The organism is Streptomyces sp. BBFR25, assembly GCF_044590125.1.
Classification (GTDB): Bacteria; Actinomycetota; Actinomycetes; order Streptomycetales; family Streptomycetaceae; genus Streptomyces; species Streptomyces canus_D.
Genome location: NZ_CP172447.1, coordinates 7,688,654 through 7,706,928 on the forward strand (window position 1 = coordinate 7,688,654; position 18,275 = coordinate 7,706,928).

General features: G+C 72.5%; 16 protein-coding genes. 11 read left to right on the top strand and 5 right to left on the bottom strand.

Features of this window, described 5'->3' with window-relative positions:
* Positions 1-181: 181 nt before the first annotated feature.
* Together ACGH52_RS34355 and rmdA are read left to right on the top strand one after the other, a co-directional pair.
* Complete coding sequence (locus ACGH52_RS34355) at positions 182-994, top strand: SAM-dependent methyltransferase (RefSeq protein ID WP_076972940.1); 813 nt, start codon at positions 182-184, stop codon at positions 992-994.
* Positions 991-3,135 (top strand): cyclic Di-GMP phosphodiesterase RmdA, encoded by a 2,145-nt coding sequence (gene rmdA / locus ACGH52_RS34360; RefSeq protein WP_076972939.1) that lies wholly within the window; start codon positions 991-993, stop codon positions 3,133-3,135. Before ACGH52_RS34355 ends, rmdA begins: the two co-directional genes overlap by 4 nt.
* Before the next feature lie 18 nt (positions 3,136-3,153).
* Here the strand turns inward: rmdA and ACGH52_RS34365 are convergent, their stop codons facing one another.
* A complete protein-coding gene (locus ACGH52_RS34365; protein ID WP_399945112.1) occupies positions 3,154-3,990 on the bottom strand; it encodes a LysR family transcriptional regulator in 837 nt (278 codons plus the stop codon).
* Positions 3,991-4,195: 205 nt separating this feature from the next.
* Here ACGH52_RS34365 and ACGH52_RS34370 point away from each other — a divergent pair, with 205 nt between their 5' ends.
* Positions 4,196-5,095: an NAD(P)H-binding protein gene (locus ACGH52_RS34370; RefSeq protein WP_076972937.1), complete on the top strand. Its 900-nt coding sequence runs from the start codon at positions 4,196-4,198 to the stop codon at positions 5,093-5,095.
* 196 nt (positions 5,096-5,291) lie between these two features.
* On the opposite strand, the gene ACGH52_RS34375 is transcribed toward ACGH52_RS34370, so the two are convergent.
* Positions 5,292-6,176: a LysR family transcriptional regulator gene (locus tag ACGH52_RS34375; RefSeq protein ID WP_076972936.1), complete on the bottom strand. Its 885-nt coding sequence runs from the start codon at positions 6,174-6,176 to the stop codon at positions 5,292-5,294.
* A gap of 131 nt (positions 6,177-6,307) precedes the next feature.
* Here ACGH52_RS34375 and ACGH52_RS34380 point away from each other — a divergent pair, with 131 nt between their 5' ends.
* The 6 genes from ACGH52_RS34380 to ACGH52_RS34405 all read left to right on the top strand — a co-directional run bounded on the left by ACGH52_RS34380 (position 6,308) and on the right by ACGH52_RS34405 (position 12,491).
* Positions 6,308-6,979: a succinate dehydrogenase gene (locus tag ACGH52_RS34380; RefSeq protein ID WP_399946980.1), complete on the top strand. Its 672-nt coding sequence runs from the start codon at positions 6,308-6,310 to the stop codon at positions 6,977-6,979.
* Between the two features lies 1 nt (position 6,980).
* Entirely contained in the window at positions 6,981-8,930 is a 1,950-nt protein-coding gene (locus ACGH52_RS34385) for a fumarate reductase/succinate dehydrogenase flavoprotein subunit (protein WP_210977053.1), read from the top strand.
* Positions 8,927-9,676 carry a succinate dehydrogenase/fumarate reductase iron-sulfur subunit gene (locus tag ACGH52_RS34390; protein WP_076972933.1) on the top strand — a complete coding sequence of 250 codons (750 nt, stop codon included), beginning with the start codon at positions 8,927-8,929 and terminating at the stop codon, positions 9,674-9,676. Before ACGH52_RS34385 ends, ACGH52_RS34390 begins: the two co-directional genes overlap by 4 nt.
* A 200-nt stretch (positions 9,677-9,876) precedes the next feature.
* Entirely contained in the window at positions 9,877-10,647 is a 771-nt protein-coding gene (locus ACGH52_RS34395; RefSeq protein WP_399945118.1) for a GNAT family N-acetyltransferase, read from the top strand.
* Complete coding sequence (locus ACGH52_RS34400; RefSeq protein ID WP_121702894.1) at positions 10,647-11,477, top strand: 1-acyl-sn-glycerol-3-phosphate acyltransferase; 831 nt, start codon at positions 10,647-10,649, stop codon at positions 11,475-11,477. Before ACGH52_RS34395 ends, ACGH52_RS34400 begins: the two co-directional genes overlap by 1 nt.
* 72 nt (positions 11,478-11,549) lie before the next feature.
* A complete protein-coding gene (locus tag ACGH52_RS34405; RefSeq protein WP_121702895.1) occupies positions 11,550-12,491 on the top strand; it encodes a DUF2382 domain-containing protein in 942 nt (313 codons plus the stop codon).
* Positions 12,492-12,536: 45 nt separating this feature from the next.
* Here the strand turns inward: ACGH52_RS34405 and ACGH52_RS34410 are convergent, their stop codons facing one another.
* Both ACGH52_RS34410 and ACGH52_RS34415 read right to left on the bottom strand, forming a co-directional pair.
* Positions 12,537-14,882 carry an ATP-binding cassette domain-containing protein gene (locus tag ACGH52_RS34410; RefSeq protein ID WP_399945123.1) on the bottom strand — a complete coding sequence of 782 codons (2,346 nt, stop codon included), beginning with the start codon at positions 14,880-14,882 and terminating at the stop codon, positions 12,537-12,539.
* 41 nt (positions 14,883-14,923) lie between these two features.
* A complete protein-coding gene (locus ACGH52_RS34415; protein WP_059296976.1) occupies positions 14,924-15,943 on the bottom strand; it encodes an LLM class flavin-dependent oxidoreductase in 1,020 nt (339 codons plus the stop codon).
* 59 nt (positions 15,944-16,002) lie between these two features.
* Here ACGH52_RS34415 and ACGH52_RS34420 point away from each other — a divergent pair, with 59 nt between their 5' ends.
* Positions 16,003-16,494 carry a hypothetical protein gene (locus tag ACGH52_RS34420; protein WP_059296975.1) on the top strand — a complete coding sequence of 164 codons (492 nt, stop codon included), beginning with the start codon at positions 16,003-16,005 and terminating at the stop codon, positions 16,492-16,494.
* A 23-nt stretch (positions 16,495-16,517) separates the two neighbouring features.
* On the opposite strand, the gene ACGH52_RS34425 is transcribed toward ACGH52_RS34420, so the two are convergent.
* Positions 16,518-16,733: a dodecin gene (locus ACGH52_RS34425; RefSeq protein ID WP_030399431.1), complete on the bottom strand. Its 216-nt coding sequence runs from the start codon at positions 16,731-16,733 to the stop codon at positions 16,518-16,520.
* A gap of 247 nt (positions 16,734-16,980) precedes the next feature.
* Here ACGH52_RS34425 and ACGH52_RS34430 point away from each other — a divergent pair, with 247 nt between their 5' ends.
* Positions 16,981-18,249 carry an extracellular solute-binding protein gene (locus ACGH52_RS34430; protein ID WP_076972927.1) on the top strand — a complete coding sequence of 423 codons (1,269 nt, stop codon included), beginning with the start codon at positions 16,981-16,983 and terminating at the stop codon, positions 18,247-18,249.
* The last annotated feature ends 26 nt before the right edge of the window (positions 18,250-18,275 follow it).

Here is an 18,275-nt window from a genome sequence, read left to right on the forward strand (position 1 = left end):
CCCTCCGTACCCAGACGGAGGGGACGGCCCCGTTCGTGCGCATTGGCATGCCTTCGCCCACGGCACGTGCCGCAGGCAGTGACCGGGAACGGACGGTCAATTTCCGTTTGGGCTCGCTCCTTTGGCGGGCGATCAGTAGCCTCAGCTCGAACACCGGACCGCCTATGCCTTGGAGAGCTAGATGGAGCGTCCCGCCTGGGCCCCTCGCAGCATCGACATCTCGGTGCCCAGCGTGTCCCGGATCTACGACTTCTACCTGGGCGGTTCGCACAACTTCGAGGTCGACCGGGAAGCGGCCCGCAGGGCGATGGAGTTCATGCCGGGACTCCCCAAGATCATGCAGGCGAACCGGGCGTTCATGCGCCGGGCGGTGCGCTTCGCGGCCGGTGAGGGCATCGACCAGTTCCTCGACATCGGCTCCGGCATCCCCACCTTCGGCAACGTCCACGAGGTGGCCGGACGCAGCCGCCCCGGCGCCCGCGTGGTGTACGTCGACCACGACCCGGTGGCGGTCGCGCACAGCGAGGCCGTGCTGGCGGGCAACGAGGACGCGGACGTCGTGGCGGGCGATCTGCTCAAGCCGCGGGAGATCCTGGCCAGTCCCCAGGTGGAGCGGCTGATCGACCTGAATCGACCGGTCGCCCTGCTGCTGGTTGCCATACTGCACTTCGTGGAAGACGAGGACGACCCGTACGCTGCGGTGGCCGAGCTGAGCGACGCGCTCGCGCCCGGCAGCCTGCTCGTCCTCACGCACGCCTCGTACGAGGGAATCCCGCTGCCCGCCGAGCGGGCCGGGGGCGCGGTGGACGTGTACAAGGACATCCGCAATCCGCTGATCATGCGTTCGCGCGACGACATCGCGCGGTTCTTCGAGGGGTACGACATGGTGGAACCCGGACTGGTTCCGATGCCGCGCTGGAGGCCGGAGGAGGAGCCCGAGGAAGAGGACCGCTACGCGTTCTCCGGGTTCGCCGGCGTGGGGCGTACGGCGTGAGCGCCGAGCCCGACGGGCCGGAGGACAGGCTGCGCCGGTTCGCGACGATCTGGAGCCGGGCGGTGTTCCCGGTGACCTCGACGTCGTCCACCCGGCCCGAGTTCGAGGCCCAACTGCTGCCGCTGGCCCGCCGGCTGAGCGGGGTGCTGCACGCGCGGAGCTTCGACGCGGAGGACGCCCGGGCGGTCGGCGCCGCGCTCGTCGACGCGCACTGCACCGACCCGGAGGCGCTCTCCCGGACGCTGGACTGCGTCGACGCCTACCTGGTGCTGTACTGCGGCGAGGACGGCGACCCGGAGGACCTGCGGGCCCGCTCCGCACGGCTCCAGCACGCGATGGCGGCCGGGTTCGCCGGGGCGCTGCGGGCCAGGACCCTCGCCGAGCAGGAGGCCATCGCGCAGGCCGCGCTGAAGGCGCAGGGCGTGGTGGCCGAGGCCCTGCACGCCAGCGAGGCCCGCTTCCGCGCGGTCTTCGAGGGCGCCGCCATAGGCATCGGCATCGCCGACCTGGACGGCAACGTCCTCCAGGTCAACGACGCGTTGATGCGCATGTTCGGCATCGCCGACCCCAGGCTGGGCGGCCGCCGGGCGACGGAGTGGACGCATCCCGACGACGCGCCGCAGACCTGGCGGCTCTACGAGGAACTCGTGCGCGGCGAGCGCGAGCACTACCACGTGGAGAAGGCCTTCTACCGGCCCGACGGGACGGTCCTGTGGACCAACCTGACCGTCTCCCTGCTGCGCGACGCCGACGGCACCCCGCAGTACCAGCTCGCGCTGATGGAGGACACCACCGAACGGCGGCTGCTCAACCTGCGGCTGCGCTACGAGGCCACGCACGACGCGCTCACCGGACTGCCCAACCGCAGCTTCTTCTTCGAACGCCTGGAGAAGGCCCTGAACGCGGGCCCCGGCCAGCGTTTCGGCCTCTGCTACCTCGACCTCGACGGCTTCAAGACCGTCAACGACAGCCTCGGCCACGCGGCCGGCGACCGGCTGCTCGTGGAGGTCGCCGACCGGCTCCAGGCCTGCGCCACCGCGCCCGGCGAGATGGTCGCCCGGCTCGGCGGCGACGAGTTCGTGGCGCTGACCACGGGGCCCGACACCCGCCACGAGGTCGACGAGCTGGCCGGGCGCATCATGAACGCGCTGCTCGCCCCGGTCAGCGTCGACGGCCGCGAACTGACCGTGCGCGGCAGCATCGGCATCGTCGAGGGCCCGGCCGGCGAGCGCAGCCCGGCCGAGGTGCTGCGCAGCGCCGACATCACCATGTACCGGGCCAAGTCGGCGGGCGGCAACCGCTTCGAGCTGGCCGACCCGGAGGCCGACGCCCGTGTCATCACCCGGCACGGGCTGACCACCGCGCTGCCCGCCGCCCTGGAGCGGGGCGAGTTCTTCATCGAGTACCAGCCGCTGGTCCACCTCGGCGACGGCAGTGTGCGCGGTGCCGAGGCGCTGGTGCGCTGGCTGCACCCGCAGCACGGAGTGCTCGGCCCGGACCGGTTCATCCCGCTCGCCGAACACACGGGACTGATCGTGCCGCTGGGCCGCTGGGTCCTGGAGCAGTCCGTGCGGCAGGCCCGCCTGTGGCGGGAGCGGTACGGCGAGGGCGGCGCCGCGGGACCGCTGCGCATCAACGTCAATCTCTCGCCCTGCCAGCTCACCCACCCGGGACTGGTCCAGGACACCGTCGAGATCCTGGAACGGACCGGCGTCGCGCCCGACGCGCTGTGCCTGGAGGTGACCGAGTCGGCGCTGATCGGGGCCGACGACGACCTGCTGAAACCGCTGCGGCGGCTGGCCGAGATGGGCGTCGACATCGCCCTGGACGACTTCGGCACCGGCTACTCCAACCTGGCCAACCTGCGCCGGCTGCCGGTGAGCGTCCTCAAGCTGGACCGCTCGTTCACGCAGAGCATGCAGCAGTTCCCGGCGGACCCCGTCGACCTGAAGATCGTCGAGGGGATCGTCGCCCTGGCCCACAGCCTGGACCTCGCGGTCACCGTGGAGGGCGTGGAGACCGGCGCCCAGGCCGAACAGCTGCGCATACTGGGCTGCGACACGGCCCAGGGCTGGTACTACGCCCGCCCGGGCCCACCGGAGCGTCTGCACGACCTGGCACTGGTGGACGCCACGGGCTGAACGGGGGCGCCGCCCGGTTCACTCCTCGTTGCGGGTCGCTTCGGCGACCTCGGTCGCCGCGCGGACCAGCGCCGCCGTGGCGGTCGAACGGGACTGCCGGGGCCAGGCGACGGAGAGGACGACCGGTGGGGCGTCCAGGACCGGGCGGTAGGCGACGCCCGGGCGCGGGTAGCGGGCGGTCACCGAGGCGGGGAGCAGGGTGACGGCCTTGCCGAGGGAGACGGCCGTGAGCACCTGGGCCAGGTCGTCGTGGCCGCGCCGGGCCTCGTCGATGTGCCGCTCCACGCTGCCCGCGTCGAGGCCGAGGTCGGCCAGCTCCAGCCGGTCGCGGGCGGCGAGCGGATGGTTCGCGGCCAGGACGGCGACCCGGGGTTCGGCGGCCAGCGTCTCGGTGTCCAGGCCGGTCGCGTCGAACGGGGCGTGGACGAGGGCGACGTCCGCCTCTCCGGAGCGCAGCAGCCGCGGCTGCTCCTGCCACCCGCACAGCCGGACGGCGACCGGTACGGACCCGGGCTCGGACGCGTAGCGCGCGAGGATCGGCTCCAGCAGCCCCGCGTCCCCGTCGGCCTTCACGGCCAGCACCAGCTTCGGTCCCTCGGCCGCCCGGCGGGCGCGCTGACCGGCGGCCTCCAGGGCGTCCAGCGCGACGCGCGCCTCGGCGAGCAGGACGTCCCCGGCCGGGGTCCGGGTGACCCTGTGGGTGGTCCGCTCGAACAGGGTGACGCCCAACTCGGTCTCCAGGCGGCGGATCGCCCGGGACAGGGGCGGCGGGGAGATGCCCAGCCGCTCGGCGGCCCGCGCGAAGTTGAGTTCCTCCGCGACGGCGACGAAGTAGCGCAGGGAACGCGACTCCATGCTCCGCCTCCCTCCGTGGCCTCCGGTAACTTGCCTGGTATTGCCTTCAGGGTAACGACCGGGATCGGATCGGTCCTTCAGTTCCACCGGGCCGGAGAACAGGATGAGAGAGCGCCGGGAAGCGTACGGAACGGGCTTCCCGCCCCGGCGCGGTCCCTCTCTTGACTCCCTCCCATGTCTCCCTCCCTGAACCGGAGTTGCGCTCGTGATCGTCATCACCACCCCGACCGGCGGAATCGGCCGCCAGGTCCTCGACAACGTCCTGGACGCCCTCGACGCCCGGGACGACGGGACCGCCCCGCGCGTCATCGCCCGCGACCCCGCCCGGCTCTCCCCGCGCGCCCGCGAGCGGACCGAGGTCTTCCAGGGCTCGCACGCCGACCCCGAGGTCCTGGCCGCCGCCTGCACCGGCGCCGACCGGGTGTTCTGGCTGGTGCCGCCCGCGCCCGGCGCCGACAGCGTCGAGGGCCACTTCCGCGACTTCACGACGCCGCTGTGCGAGGTGATCGCGCGCCAGGGCGTCGCCCGGGTCGTCGCCGTCTCCAGCCTGGGACGCGGCGTGGCCAAGGACGCCGGACCGATCTCCGCCTCCCTGGCCATGGACGACCGGATCGCGGCCACCGGCGTGCACTACCGCGCCCTGTGTCCGCCCTTCCTGATGGAGAACCTTCTCGGGCAGGCGGCCGCGCTGCGCGACACGGGCGAGTTCCGCATGGCGTACGCCACCGACCGCGTCCTGCGGACCTGCGCCACCGGCGACATCGCCGCCACGGCCGCCCGCCTGCTCCTCGACGACTCCTGGACCGGTCACGCCGACGTCCCGCTCGTCGGCCCGGACGACCTCACCCCCAAGGGCATGGCCGAGGTGCTGTCGGACGTACTGGGCCGTCCGGTACGCGTGCGGGAGACGACGCCGGAGGCGTACCGGGCGTCGGCCCTCCGCTTCGGGGCGAGCGAGGCGGGCGCCCAGGGCCTGGCCGACATGGCCTCGGCGATGGACGCCCAGGGCTTCTACGGCGCGGCCGAGCCCAGCACGCCGGACACCGCGCCCACGAGCTTCCGCCGCTGGTGCGAGGAGGTCCTCAGGCCGGCCACGCTCGCCTGAGAGCGGCCCCGGGCCTGCCGACCGGGCTCGTCCGGGACACGCCTCCGGCGACGAACGCCGACACGGACGCGGCCACGCCGCGCGCGGTCGGGTCCGTGGCGCCCGCCCCGGCGCGACCACCGTCATCAGCCGTCCCGTGACGTCACCGCGCGCGAGTGCGCAGCGGGACGGCGGTGCGCGGCACCCGGAGGGCCCCTCACCGCTCCAGCAGCATCCGCTGCAGCTCCCGGGCCGCCCGCGGTGGGGCCACGTCGCTGCGGTGGGCCAGGGCGATGGTCCGGTGCAGGCCGGGCCGGGCCAGCGAGGTCACCCGCAGTCCGCGCCCGGAGCGGGCGGCCACCATGCGTGGGACGACCGCCATGCCGAGCCCGGCCCGCACGAAACCCAGTACCGCGTCCATCTCCCCGCCCTCCACGGCGAAGTCCGGCTCGAACCCGGCCGAGCGGCACGCGGCCACGGTCAGCTCCCGCAGGTCGTAGCCGTGCCGGAACATCACCAGACGCTCGCCCTCCAGGTCGGTGATGCGTACGGCCCGGCGCCCGCCGCCCGGCCGGGGCGACTCCGGGGACGACACCACCACCAGGTCCTCCCGCAGCAACTCCACCGTGGTCAGCGACGGTGAGGCGGTGGGCAGCGGCAGCACGACCAGGGCGAGGTCGAGCGCGCCGCGCGCCAGCTCCCGCACCAGGTCGTGCGAGCCGCCCTCCTCGATCAGCAGCTGGATGCCGGGATAGCGGTCGTGGAAGGCGCGCAGCACGTCGGGGAGCAGACCGGTGCACAGGCTCGGGGTGGCGCCCAGCCTGACCCGGCCGCGGCGCAGCTGCGCCAGCTCCAGCACCTCGTGCCGGGCGGTGTCCGCGTCCGCCAGGATGCGCCGGGCCAGCGGCAGCAGCGCCTCCCCGGCGTCGGTGAGCGTGATGTTCCCGCGCGCCCGCAGGAACAGGTCGGCGCCCAGCTCCCGCTCCAGCGCCTTGATCTGCTGCGACAGCGAGGGCTGCGCCACGTGGACCACCTCGGCGGCCCGGGTGAAGTGCCGGGTCTCGGCGACCGCCACGAAGTACTGGAGCTGTTGCAACTGCATACCGCGAGCATACTTCGTCGATAGGCAGCACCTATGGAAACCAGGCGTTCCATGTCTTGGACCGATGGGGTGCCGGGCCCGTAACGTCCTGTGACATGGCTCTGGCAACGCGGACGGACCGACGGCCGTCCATGGCGCGCACCGTGTGGGACTCGACCGTCGGCAAGAAGACAGTGATGGCGGTCAGCGGTCTCGTCATGCTGCTCTACCTGGTCGCCCACATGATCGGGAACCTGAAGATCTACTTCGGGGTCGAGGAGTTCAACCACTACGCCCACTGGCTGCGCACGGTCGGCGAGCCGTTCATGCACTACGAGTGGACGCTCTGGCTGATCCGCGTCGTGCTGGTCGTCGCCGTCGTCGCCCACGCCGTCTCCGCGTACCAGCTCAGCCGCCGCGACATCAACGCCCGGCCCAGCAAGTACGTGCACAAGAAGCCCCGTGCCAGCTACGCGACTCGCACCATGCGCTGGGGCGGGATCATCCTCGGCCTGTTCATCGTCTGGCACATCCTCGACCTGACCACCGGCACCGTGCACTCCGGCGGCTTCGAGACCGGCAAGCCCTACCAGAACGTCGTGGACACCTTCTCCACCTGGTACGGCAACGTCATCTACATCGTCGCGATGCTCGCCCTCGGCCTGCACATCCGGCACGGCTTCTGGAGCGCCGCCCAGACCCTCGGCGCCGGGAGCCGCTCCCGCGACCGGGCCCTGAAGACGACCGCGAACGTCCTCGCGCTGCTGCTCACGATCGGCTTCGTCGCCGTACCCGTGGGCGTCATGACCGGAGTGGTGAGCTGACATGACAACCTACGCCGACTACACGACCGGCGAGCCGGTCGCCGACACCAAGGCCCCGGCCGGACCCGTCAACGAGCGCTGGGACACGCGCCGTTTCGAGGCGAAGCTGGTCAACCCCGCCAACCGGCGCGGCAAGACCGTCATCGTCGTCGGCACCGGCCTCGCGGGCGGCTCCGCGGGCGCGACCCTGGCCGAACAGGGCTATCACGTCGTCCAGTTCTGCTACCAGGACTCCCCGCGCCGCGCCCACTCCATCGCCGCGCAGGGCGGCATCAACGCCGCGAAGAACTACCGCAACGACGGCGACTCGATCCACCGCCTGTTCTACGACACGGTCAAGGGCGGCGACTTCCGCTCCCGCGAGTCCAACGTGCACCGGCTCGCGCAGATCTCCGTCGAGATCATCGACCAGTGCGTGGCGCAGGGCGTGCCCTTCGCCCGCGAGTACGGCGGTCTGCTCGACACCCGTTCCTTCGGCGGCGTGCAGGTCTCCCGCACCTTCTACGCCCGCGGCCAGACTGGCCAGCAGCTGCTGCTCGGTGCCTACCAGGCGCTCAGCAGGCAGATCGCGGCCGGCACCATCGAGATGCACGCCCGCACCGAGATGCTCGACCTGATCGTGGTGGACGGCCGGGCCCGCGGCATCGTCGCCCGGGACCTGATCACCGGGAAGATCGACACCTACTACGCGGACGCCGTCGTCCTCGCCAGCGGTGGCTACGGCAACGTCTTCTACCTCTCCACCAACGCCATGAACTCCAACGCGACCGCGATCTGGCGGGCGCACCGGCGCGGCGCCTACTTCGCCAACCCCTGCTTCACGCAGATCCATCCGACCTGTATCCCGCGCACCGGCGACCACCAGTCCAAGCTGACGCTGATGAGCGAGTCGCTGCGCAACGACGGCCGGATCTGGGTGCCCAAGGCCAAGGGCGACGACCGGCCCGCGAACAAGATCCCCGAGGACGAGCGCGACTACTACCTGGAGCGCATCTACCCGTCCTTCGGCAACCTCGTGCCCCGCGACATCGCCTCCCGCGCCGCGAAGAACGTCTGCGACGAGGGCAGGGGAGTGGGCCCCGGCGGCCAGGGCGTCTACCTGGACTTCGCCGACGCCATCAAGCGGATGGGACGCAAGGCGGTCGAGGCCAAGTACGGCAACCTCTTCGACATGTACCAGCGGATCACCGACGAGGACCCGTACCGGGTGCCGATGCGGATCTACCCCGCCGTGCACTACACGATGGGCGGCCTGTGGGTCGACTACGACCTCCAGACCACCGTGCCCGGCCTGTTCGCGATCGGCGAGGCCAACTTCTCCGACCACGGCGCCAACCGGCTCGGTGCCTCCGCGCTGATGCAGGGCCTGGCCGACGGCTACTTCGTGCTGCCGGCCACCATCAACGACTACCTCGCCCGCAACCCCCTGGCGGACGACGTGGACGACGACCACCCGGTGGTGCAGGAGGTGCTGGCCGAGACCGAGGACCGGCTGAACCTGCTGCTGTCCGTCGACGGCGACCGCACCCCGGACTCCTTCCACCGGGAACTGGGCGAGCTGATGTGGGAGTTCTGCGGCATGGCCCGCACCGACTCCGGCCTGCGCAAGGCCCTGGAGCGCATCCCGCAGATCCGCGAGGAGTTCTGGCGGCGCATCAAGGTCCCGGGCACCGGCGAGGAGTTCAACCAGTCGCTGGAGAAGGCCAACCGCGTCGTCGACTACCTGGAACTGGCCGAGCTGATGTGCCTCGACGCGCTGCACCGCTCCGAGTCCTGCGGCGGCCACTTCCGCGAGGAGTCCCAGACCCCGGACGGCGAGGCGGCCCGCAAGGACGACGAGTTCGCGTACGCGGCCGCCTGGGAGTTCACCGGCACCGGCGACGCCCCCACCCTGCACAAGGAAGACCTGGTCTTCGAGTACGTCCACCCCACCCAGCGGAGCTACGCATGAAGCTCACCCTGCGCGTCTGGCGGCAGAAGAACGCCGACGCCGACGGCGCCATGTCCACGTACGAGGTGGACGGAATCTCCAGCGACATGTCCTTCCTGGAGATGCTCGACACCCTCAACGAAGAACTCATCCTCAAGGGCGAGGACCCGGTCGCCTTCGACCACGACTGCCGCGAGGGCATCTGCGGCGCCTGCTCGCTGGTCATCAACGGCGACGCCCACGGCCCCGAGCGCACCACCACCTGCCAGCTGCACATGCGGTCCTTCAAGGACGGCGACACCATCGACGTCGAGCCGTGGCGGGCGTCCGCCTTCCCGGTCGTCAAGGACTTGGTCGTCGACCGCTCGGCCTTCGACCGGATCATCCAGGCCGGCGGCTACATCACCGCGCCGACCGGTGCCGCGCCGGAGGCGCACGCCACGCCGGTGCCGAAGCCGGACGCCGACCTCGCCTTCGAGCACGCGGAGTGCATCGGGTGCGGCGCGTGCGTCGCGGCCTGCCCGAACGGGGCGGCGATGCTGTTCACCTCCGCGAAGGTGAACCACCTGAACGTCCTGCCGCAGGGCGCGCCCGAGCGGGAGACGCGGGTGCTGGACATGGTGGGGCAGATGGACGCGGAGGGGTTCGGCGGGTGCACGCTCGCCGGCGAGTGCGCGACGGCGTGCCCGAAGGGCATTCCCCTGGTCTCCATCACCAGCATGAACAAGGAGTGGCTGCGGGCTGCGCGCAAGGTGGCCAAGAAGTAGCCCTCACGACGTTCGCCGTCAGGTGCGGACGGGCGGGGCCGGGAGAGGTGCTCCTCCCGGCCCCGTCTCGCGTTCGCTCCCGGCATTCAGGAAGCGCACATCCGCGCTCCCGGCAGTCGTCATGCGCAGTACAGCCGGTGTCGGAAGAACTGGGACGAGCCGTCCCCACGACCACCGTTCTCACGACCAGGAGAGCACCCATGACCGGCGTACTGACCGCTGACCGTCCCCCGAAGCCCGCCGCGCCCCGCCGCTACACCGTCTCCCTCGCCCGCGACGAGGACGACGTACGGGCCGCGCAGCGGCTGCGGCACGACGTGTTCGCCGGGGAGATGGGCGCGCTGCTGGCGAGCCCCCAGCCCGGGTACGACGTCGATGCCTTCGACGCGTACTGCGACCACCTGCTCGTACGCGAGGAGACTACCGGGCAGGTCGTCGGGACCTACCGGCTGCTGCCCCCGGAGCGCGCGGCGGTCGCCGGACGGCTGTACGCGGAGAGCGAGTTCGACCTCACCGCGCTGGACGCGATCCGGCCCTCCCTGGTCGAGGTCGGGCGCTCTTGTGTGCACCCCGACCACCGCGACGGCGCCGTCATCGGACTCGTCTGGGCCGGCATAGCCCGCTACATGACCGACCGCGGCCACACCTGGCTCGCGGGTTGCTGCTCACTGCCGCTCGCCGACGGCGGGGCCCTCGCCGCCGGTGCCTGGGACCGGGTACGGACCAGGCACCTGGCGCCCGAGGAGTACCGGGTGCGGCCGCTGCTGCCGTGGGTCCCGCGCCCGACGGCGCCCGCCGCCCGCACCGAGCTGCCGGCGCTGCTGCGCGGCTACCTCCGCCTCGGCGCCTGGGTCTGCGGGGAGCCCGCGCACGACGTCGACTTCGGCGTCGCGGACCTGTACGTGCTGCTGCCGATGAACCGGGTCGACCCGCGCTACCTGCGGCACTTCCTCTCGCTGGCCCCGGCCTGATGAGCGGCTGGCTGCCCCTCGCACCCTGCACCCCCGCCGCCTGCGTGGAAGGGGCCCGGGCGGCCGCGGCGGCCGTGCCGCGCGCCGTGCTGCGGCTCACCGCGCTCGCTCTGCTGCTCCTCGCCGGGATCGCCGTCGTCCTGGCGCCGTCCGGCCTGCGGCGCAGGCTGCCCGCGGCCCTGGTACGGCACTGGTGCCGGTGGATCGTGCGGGCCGCGGGGGTACGGGTCCGGGTCACGGGGGCCGCCGTCCCCGGAGGCGGGCTGCTCCTCGTCGCCAACCACGTCTCCTGGCTCGACATCCCGCTGCTGGCCGCCGTACGTCCCGCGAGGATGCTGGCCAAGAGCGAGATCCGGCGCTGGCCGGTGGCGGGCGGGCCGACGGCGCGCGCCGGGGTGCTGTTCATCGAACGGGACCGGCCGCGGGCCCTGCCGGGCACGGTCGACGCGATCGCCGGGGCCCTGCGCGCGGGCGCCGCGGTGGCCGCCTTCCCCGAGGGCAGCACCTGGTGCGGACGCGCCCACGGACCCTTCCGCCGTGCGGTGTTCCAGGCCGCCCTGGACGCCGGGGTGCCGGTCCAGCCGGTCCGGATCCGCTACCTGGCCGGGGAACGGGCGGTGAGCACGACGCCCGCGTTCGTCGGCGTGGACACGCTGCTCGCCTCCCTGTGGCGGGTGGCGTCGGCGCGTGGCCTGAGGGCCGAGGTGGAGGTGCGCCCGGCCCTGCCGCCCGGCCGCCACCGTGACCGCCGTTCCCTGGCCCGGGCCACCGAGGACGCCGTCCACGGTCACCAGCGGAAAGCACCTTCGAAAAGTATGTGTGCTTTGTGAAGTTTGTGCCGTTTCCTTTCCGCTGGATGCGGACAACCGGAAGGCAGGCACTCGAAAGGAGGGTGATGGCAGATGATCACCCGTGAAGAGATCGCCAACGTCCTGGACCAACCGGTCTACGACGGGGACGGCAACAAGATCGGCGACGCCAAGCATGTCTTCTTCGACGACATGACCGGGCGCCCCGAGTGGGTGAGCGTCAAGACGGGCATGTTCGGCTCCGCCGAGTCCTTCGTGCCCATCCGCGACGCCGCGCTGGTGCAGGACCACCTCGAGGTTCCCTACGGCAAGGACCAGGTCAAGGGCGCGCCCTCTGTCGACGTCGACGCGGGCGGCCATCTGTCGGAGACCGAGGAGCACCGGCTCTACGACTACTACGGCATCAACTGGGACAGCGTGCTGTCCGAGGCCGAGCGCACCGACGACGGCCGCTTCGCCGCGGGACCGGGCCCGGCGGGCGCGGCCGGAGCCGCCGGAGCGGCGGGTGCGGCGGGCATGGCCGGCCGGACCGGCGAGACCGGCGGCGGGGACATGCGCGCCGCGGCCGGTACCGGCGGCATGACCGGCCGCCAGGACGCCATGGACCGTGAGGCCATGCGCGGCGACGAGGCCATGACCCGCTCCGAGGAGCAGATGCACGTCGGCGTCGAACGGCACGAGTCGGGCCGGGCCAGGCTGCGCAAGTACGTGGTCACGGAAGAGGTCCAGCAGACCGTTCCGGTCACCCACGAGGAAGTGCGCGTGGTGCGTGAGCCCATCACGGACGCCAACCGTGACGAGGCCCTGGCCGGGCCGGAGATCAGCGAGGCCGAACACGAGGTCACGCTGCACGCGGAACGCCCCGTCGTGGAGACGGAGACGGTACCGGTGGAGCGCGTCCGGATGACCACGGAGGAGCTGACGGAGAACGAGACGGTGCGCGGCCAGGTCCGCAAGGAGCGCATCGAGGCCGAGACCGAGTCCTTCACGGAGGACGAGACCGGTCGGGGCGGCAAGCGGCGGGGCCGCGAGTGACCGACCCCCGGCATCACCGCGGGACCGTGCGCCGGTGAACGGACTTCACCGGCGCTTCCCGCCGTCCAGCACCCGGGCCAAGTAGGGCGCGGTGGCGCTCCCTTCGACGCCCGCCACCTCGGCGGGCGTCCCGGCGGCCACGATCCGGCCGCCCGCGTCGCCGCCGCCGGGCCCGAGGTCGATCACATGGTCGGCGCCCGCGACCACACTCATGTCGTGCTCGACCACGACCACCGTGTGCCCGGCGTCGACCAGACCGTGCAACTGGCGCATCAGCACCTCGACGTCGGCCGGGTGCAGGCCGGTCGTCGGCTCGTCGAGCAGATACACGGTGTGGCCGCGACGCCCCCGCTGCAGCTCGCTCGCCAGCTTGATGCGCTGCGCCTCGCCGCCGGACAGCTCGGTCGCGGGCTGGCCGAGCCGCAGATACCCCAGACCGACGTCCAGCAGCGCGGCCAGACTGCGGGCCACCGCCGGTGTGTCCGCGAAGAACTCCGCCGCGCCCTCCACCGTCAGGTCCAGCACCTCGGCGATGTTCCGGCCCCGGTACGTCACTTCGAGCGTGGCGGGGTTGTAGCGTGCCCCGCCGCAGTCCGGGCACGGCGCGTACGTGCTCGGCAGGAACAGCAGCTCGACGCTGACGAAGCCCTCGCCCTGGCAGGTATCGCAGCGCCCTCCCGGCACGTTGAAGGAGAACCGGCCCACGCCGTAACCACGCTCCCGGGCCTCGTCCGTGGCGGCGAAGACCTTGCGCACCACGTCGAACAGACCTGTGTAAGTGGCCAGGTTGGAGCGCGGAGTGCGTCCGATCGGCCGCTGGTCCACGGAGACCAGCCGGCCCACGCCGGTCAGGTCCTCGGTGATCTCGCCGACCAGGGTCGACTTCCCGGAGCCGGACACGCCGGTCACCGCGGTGAGCACACCGAGCGGGAACCGCGCGGTCACCCCGCGCAGGTTGTGCCGGGTCACCGGACCGACCGTCACCGTGCCGCGCGGGGCGCGCACCTCGCGGACGGGCGCGGGGGAGCGGTCGAAGAGGTGACGGGCGGTGGCCGACTCCGCGACCTCGGCCAGCCCGTGGACCGGGCCGCTGTACAGCACCCGCCCGCCGTGCTCCCCGGCCCGTGGACCGACGTCCACGATCCAGTCGGCGCCGCGCATCACACCCAGGTGGTGCTCCACCACGAACACCGAGTTCCCGGCCGCCTTCAGCCGCTCGAGGACCGTCAGGAGCGCCTCCGTGTCCGCCGGGTGCAGTCCCGCCGAGGGCTCGTCGAGGACGTACACGACCCCGAACAGCCCGGAGCGCAGCTGGGTCGCCAGGCGCAGCCGCTGCAACTCGCCCGCCGACAGGGTGGGGGTGGGCCGGTCCAGGCTCAGATAGCCGAGCCCCAGCTCGACGACGGGCGCGATCCGGGAGGTGAGGTCCTCGGTCAGCACCCTGGCCGTCTCGCCCTCGGTGGGCAGCAGTCCGGCCAGCTCGGTGAGCGGCAGCGCGGCCAGCTCGGCGACGGTGCGGCCGCCGACGGTCACCGCCAGCGCCTCGGGCCGCAGCCTGCCGCCGCCGCACACCGGGCAGGGCGCGCTGGTGAGGAACCGCTCCGCCTTCGCCCGCAGCGTGGCGCTCCTGGAGTCCGCGAACGTCTTCATCACATAGCGCCGGGCGCTCATGTACGTGCCCTGGTACGGCCGCTGGATGCGGCCCGCGTCCCGCACCGGGTGCACCGTGACCACCGGCTGGTCGTCGGTGAACAGGATCCACTCCCGCGCTTCGGCGGGCAGCTCGCGCCAGGGCCGGTCCACGTCGTACCCGAGCGCGTCGAGGACGTCCCGCAGGTTCTTGCCCTGCCAGGCGCCCGGCCACGCGGCGATCGCACCGTTCCGGATCGACAGCGAGGGATCCGGCACCAGCAACTCCTCGGTGGTGCGGTGCACCCGGCCGAGTCCGTGGCACTCGGGGCAGGCCCCGGCCGCCGTGTTCGGCGAGAAGGCGTCGGAGTCCAGCCGTTCGGCGCCCGGCGGGTAGTCACCGGCGCGGGAGAAGAGCATCCGCAGGGAGTTGGAGAGGTTGGTGACCGTCCCCACCGAGGAGCGGGACGTCGGGGTGGCCCGCCGCTGCTGGAGGGAGACGGCGGGCGGCAGCCCGGTGATCTCGCCCACCTTGGGGGCGCCGACCTGGTGGATCAGACGGCGGGCGTACGGCGCGACGGACTCGAAGTAGCGCCGCTGCGCCTCCGCGTAGACCGTCCCGAAGGCCAGCGACGACTTCCCCGACCCCGAGACCCCGGTGAACACCGCCACCACGTCCCGGGGGACGTCCACGTCCACGCCCTTGAGGTTGTGCTCGCGGGCGTCGCGCACCCGGACGTACGGGTCGTGGGGGCTGTGCATCGCGGGGAACTCCGTACGGTGGGGGGACAAACCCCGCGATTCTACGCCGGGGTGCCGAGCGGCCCCGTACCGGTGACCCGGGCGAGCCGCCGGTAGGAGTCGAGCAGCGCCGCCCGGTCGTACGTGCTGGTGGTGACCAGGACCTCCTGGGCGCCGGTCTCCTTCACCAGCCGCTCCAGCTCGTCGGCGACCTGCTCCTCGGTACCGGCGATGTGGCCCGCGAGACCGGCCTCGTACAGGTCGCGTTCCTTCCCGGTCATCGTCCGGGCCTCGACCTCCTCGGCCGGCGGCAGCGGCGGGAAGGAGCCGCGGGTGCGGGCGTGGGCCATGGACCACGCCTCCGGGACCAGGAGCCGCCGGGCCGCCTCGGGCGTGGCGGCCACCGCGACGGTCCCGGAGACGACGACGTACGGCTCCCGGCTCCACTCGGAGGGGCGGAACCCGGCGCGGTAGCGGTCGATGCCGCGGCGCATCCGGTCCCGGTCGCGCAGGTCCCCGATGACCATCGGCAGGCCCGCACGGGCGGCGACGGCCGCCCCCTCGCCCATGGCCAGCACGAACGGCGGGACGGTCAGCCCCTCCGCCGGGCGCGCGTGCACGCCGGTGGGCGAGGTGCCCCGGAACCAGCCGAGCAGCTCGGCCAGTTGCGCGTCGAAGTCCTCGGCGTCGTCCTTCTCCCGGCCCAGCGCCCTGCGGACGCCGTCGGTGAAGCCCACCGAGCGGCCGAGACCCATGTCGATCCGGCCCGGGAAGAGCGACTCCAGCACGCCGAACTGCTCGGCGACGACCAGCGGCCGGTGGTTGGGCAGCATCACGCCTCCGGTGCCGACGCGGATGCGGCTGGTGGCCCCGGCCACGGCGGCCGCCAGCACGGTCGGCGCCGATCCGGCCACCCCGGGCACGCCGTGGTGCTCCGCCACCCAGAACCGGTGGTGGCCGAGCCGCTCCGCCTCCCGGGCCAGCTCCACGGTGTCGCGCAGCGCCTCCCCGGCGGTGCGGCCCGCCCGGATGCGGGAGCGGTCGAGGACGGAGAACCGGGTGGCGGCGAGTGCGGAGGTCACATGGTGTTCAACGTTCCCACGCCCCGCAGATTCCCGGCGGCGCGTTCTAGGGTGGGCGGGTGAGCGACAGCAGCAAGGCCCCGGTGGCCGTGTTCGACCTGGACAACACCCTCGCCGACACCGCGCACCGGCAGCGGTTCCTGGAGCGCCGGCCGCGGGACTGGGACGCCTTCTTCGCCGCCGCGCCGCACGATCCGCCGCTCGCCGAAGGCATCGCGCTGGTACGGGAGAGCGCCAAGGAGTGCGAGATCGTCTACCTGACCGGGCGACCCGAGCGCTGCCGGCGCGACACCCTCGACTGGCTGGCCGCGCAGGGTCTGCCGGACGGAACGGTGCACATGCGCGGCAACGGCGACCGCAGGCCCGCCCGGCGTACCAAGCTGGAGATCCTGCGGCGGCTCGCGCGGACCCGCGAGGTCCGGGTCCTGGTGGACGACGACGAGTTGGTCTGCGACGACGCCGAGCGGGCCGGTTTCCCCGTGCTCCGGGCGCGCTGGGCGGCCCGGTCGGCCGAGCTGCGCGTGGCGCAGGAGCGCGAGGGCCGCACCTGAGGGACGTGCGCGACCGAGGGGCGTCAGTCCGACTCCTCCAGACGGAAGCCGAGCTTGAGGCCGACCTGCCAGTGCGCGACCTGCCCGTCCTCGATCTGGCCGCGCACCTGCGTCACCTCGAACCAGTCCAGCTTGCGCAGGGTCTGCGAGGCGCGCGTGATGGCGTTGCGGACGGCCTGGTCGACGCCGTCGGGCGAGGTGCCGACGACCTCGGTGACCCGGTAGGTGTGGTTCGACATGCGGGTGCTCCCTTCCGCGGGGCAGCGGTGTGCCCTGCGTCACTCCACCGTGCCCCAAGTCGGGACGGAGCGCGAGGCATCGGCGTCGGGGGTGGAAACCGGCCGGTACCCCTTGACCTTTGTAATGGTCCATACCAAAATCTCAGACACCCGTTCGAGCCTCGGGCTCGTCCCCCACGTCGGGCTTCTTCGCGTGTGCAGGACTCACCTGCCCGCGCCCTCTGTTCGTCAGTCAGAAGGACCCCTCGTGAGACGTCGCCTCCTCGCCCTTGTCTGTGTGTCCGCCTCCGTGCTCAGCGGCTGCGGCCTGATCTCGCAGGACGGCGGGAGCGAGCGGCACACCGTCACCGTGTGGCTGATGAAGGACAGCGCCTCGCAGGACTTCCTGAAGCGGTTCACCGAGGGCTTCGAGGCCGACCACCCCGACCTCGACCTGGACATCCGCATCCAGGAGTGGACCGGGATCGGGGACAAGGTGCAGGCCGCGCTGAAGGCGGACGGCACGGACGGGCCCGACGTCGTCGAGGTCGGCAACACCCAGGTCCCGCAGTACGCGGAGGGCGGCCGGCTGCAGAACCTGACCCTGGAGTCGATGCGGGACTGGGGCATCCGCGACTGGCTGCCGGGTCTCGCCGAACCGGGGCAGTGGATGTCCCAGCAGTTCGGCATCCCCTGGTACGCCGCCAACCGCGTCGTCATCTACCGCAAGGACCTCTTCGAGCAGGCCGGCGTCAACGAGCCGCCCCGCACCCGCGAGGAGTGGCTCACCGCCACGGAGAAGCTCGACAAGGACGGCGACCAGGGCATCTACCTGGCCGGCCAGGACTGGTACACGCTCTCCGGCTTCATCTGGGACGAGGGCGGCGAACTGGCCACCCAGGACGGCGAGGGCGGCTCCTGGACGGGCGCCCTGGACTCCGAGGCCGCCCTGCGCGGCATGGACTTCTACCGCGAACTGCAGGCCCTGGGCGACGGCCCGGTCGACGCCGACGAGGAACACCCGCCGCAGTCCGGGGTCTTCGCGAAGGGACGGGTCGCGCAGATCGTCGCCGTGCCGGGCCTCGCGCAGTCCATCGTGCGCGACAACCCCGACCTCAAGGGCAAGATCGGTTTCTTCCCCGTGCCCGGCAAGAGCGCGGGCAAGCCCGGCGCCGTCTTCACCGGTGGCTCCGACCTCGTCGTCCCGAAGAACACCGACCAGGAGGAGGGCGCCCTCGCCGTGATCGAGGCGCTCGCGGGCGAGAAGTGGAACACCGACCTGGCCCGCACCATGAACTACGTCCCGAACAAGAAGTCCCTGGCCGAGGAGGTCTCCGGCGAGGACGGGATCGAGGCCATGGCGGCCGGTGCCGCACAGGGCCGGGCGACCCCCGGTACGCCCCGGTGGGGCGCGGTCGAGGCGGACAACCCGATCAAGGCGTACATGACGAAGGTGCTCACCGGGGCGGACGCGAAGTCGGAGGCCCAGAAGGCCTCCGACCGCGTCACCGAACTGCTGGACGCCAACGAGCGCTGACCTGCCCGCCAGCGGGCAGGCTCAGT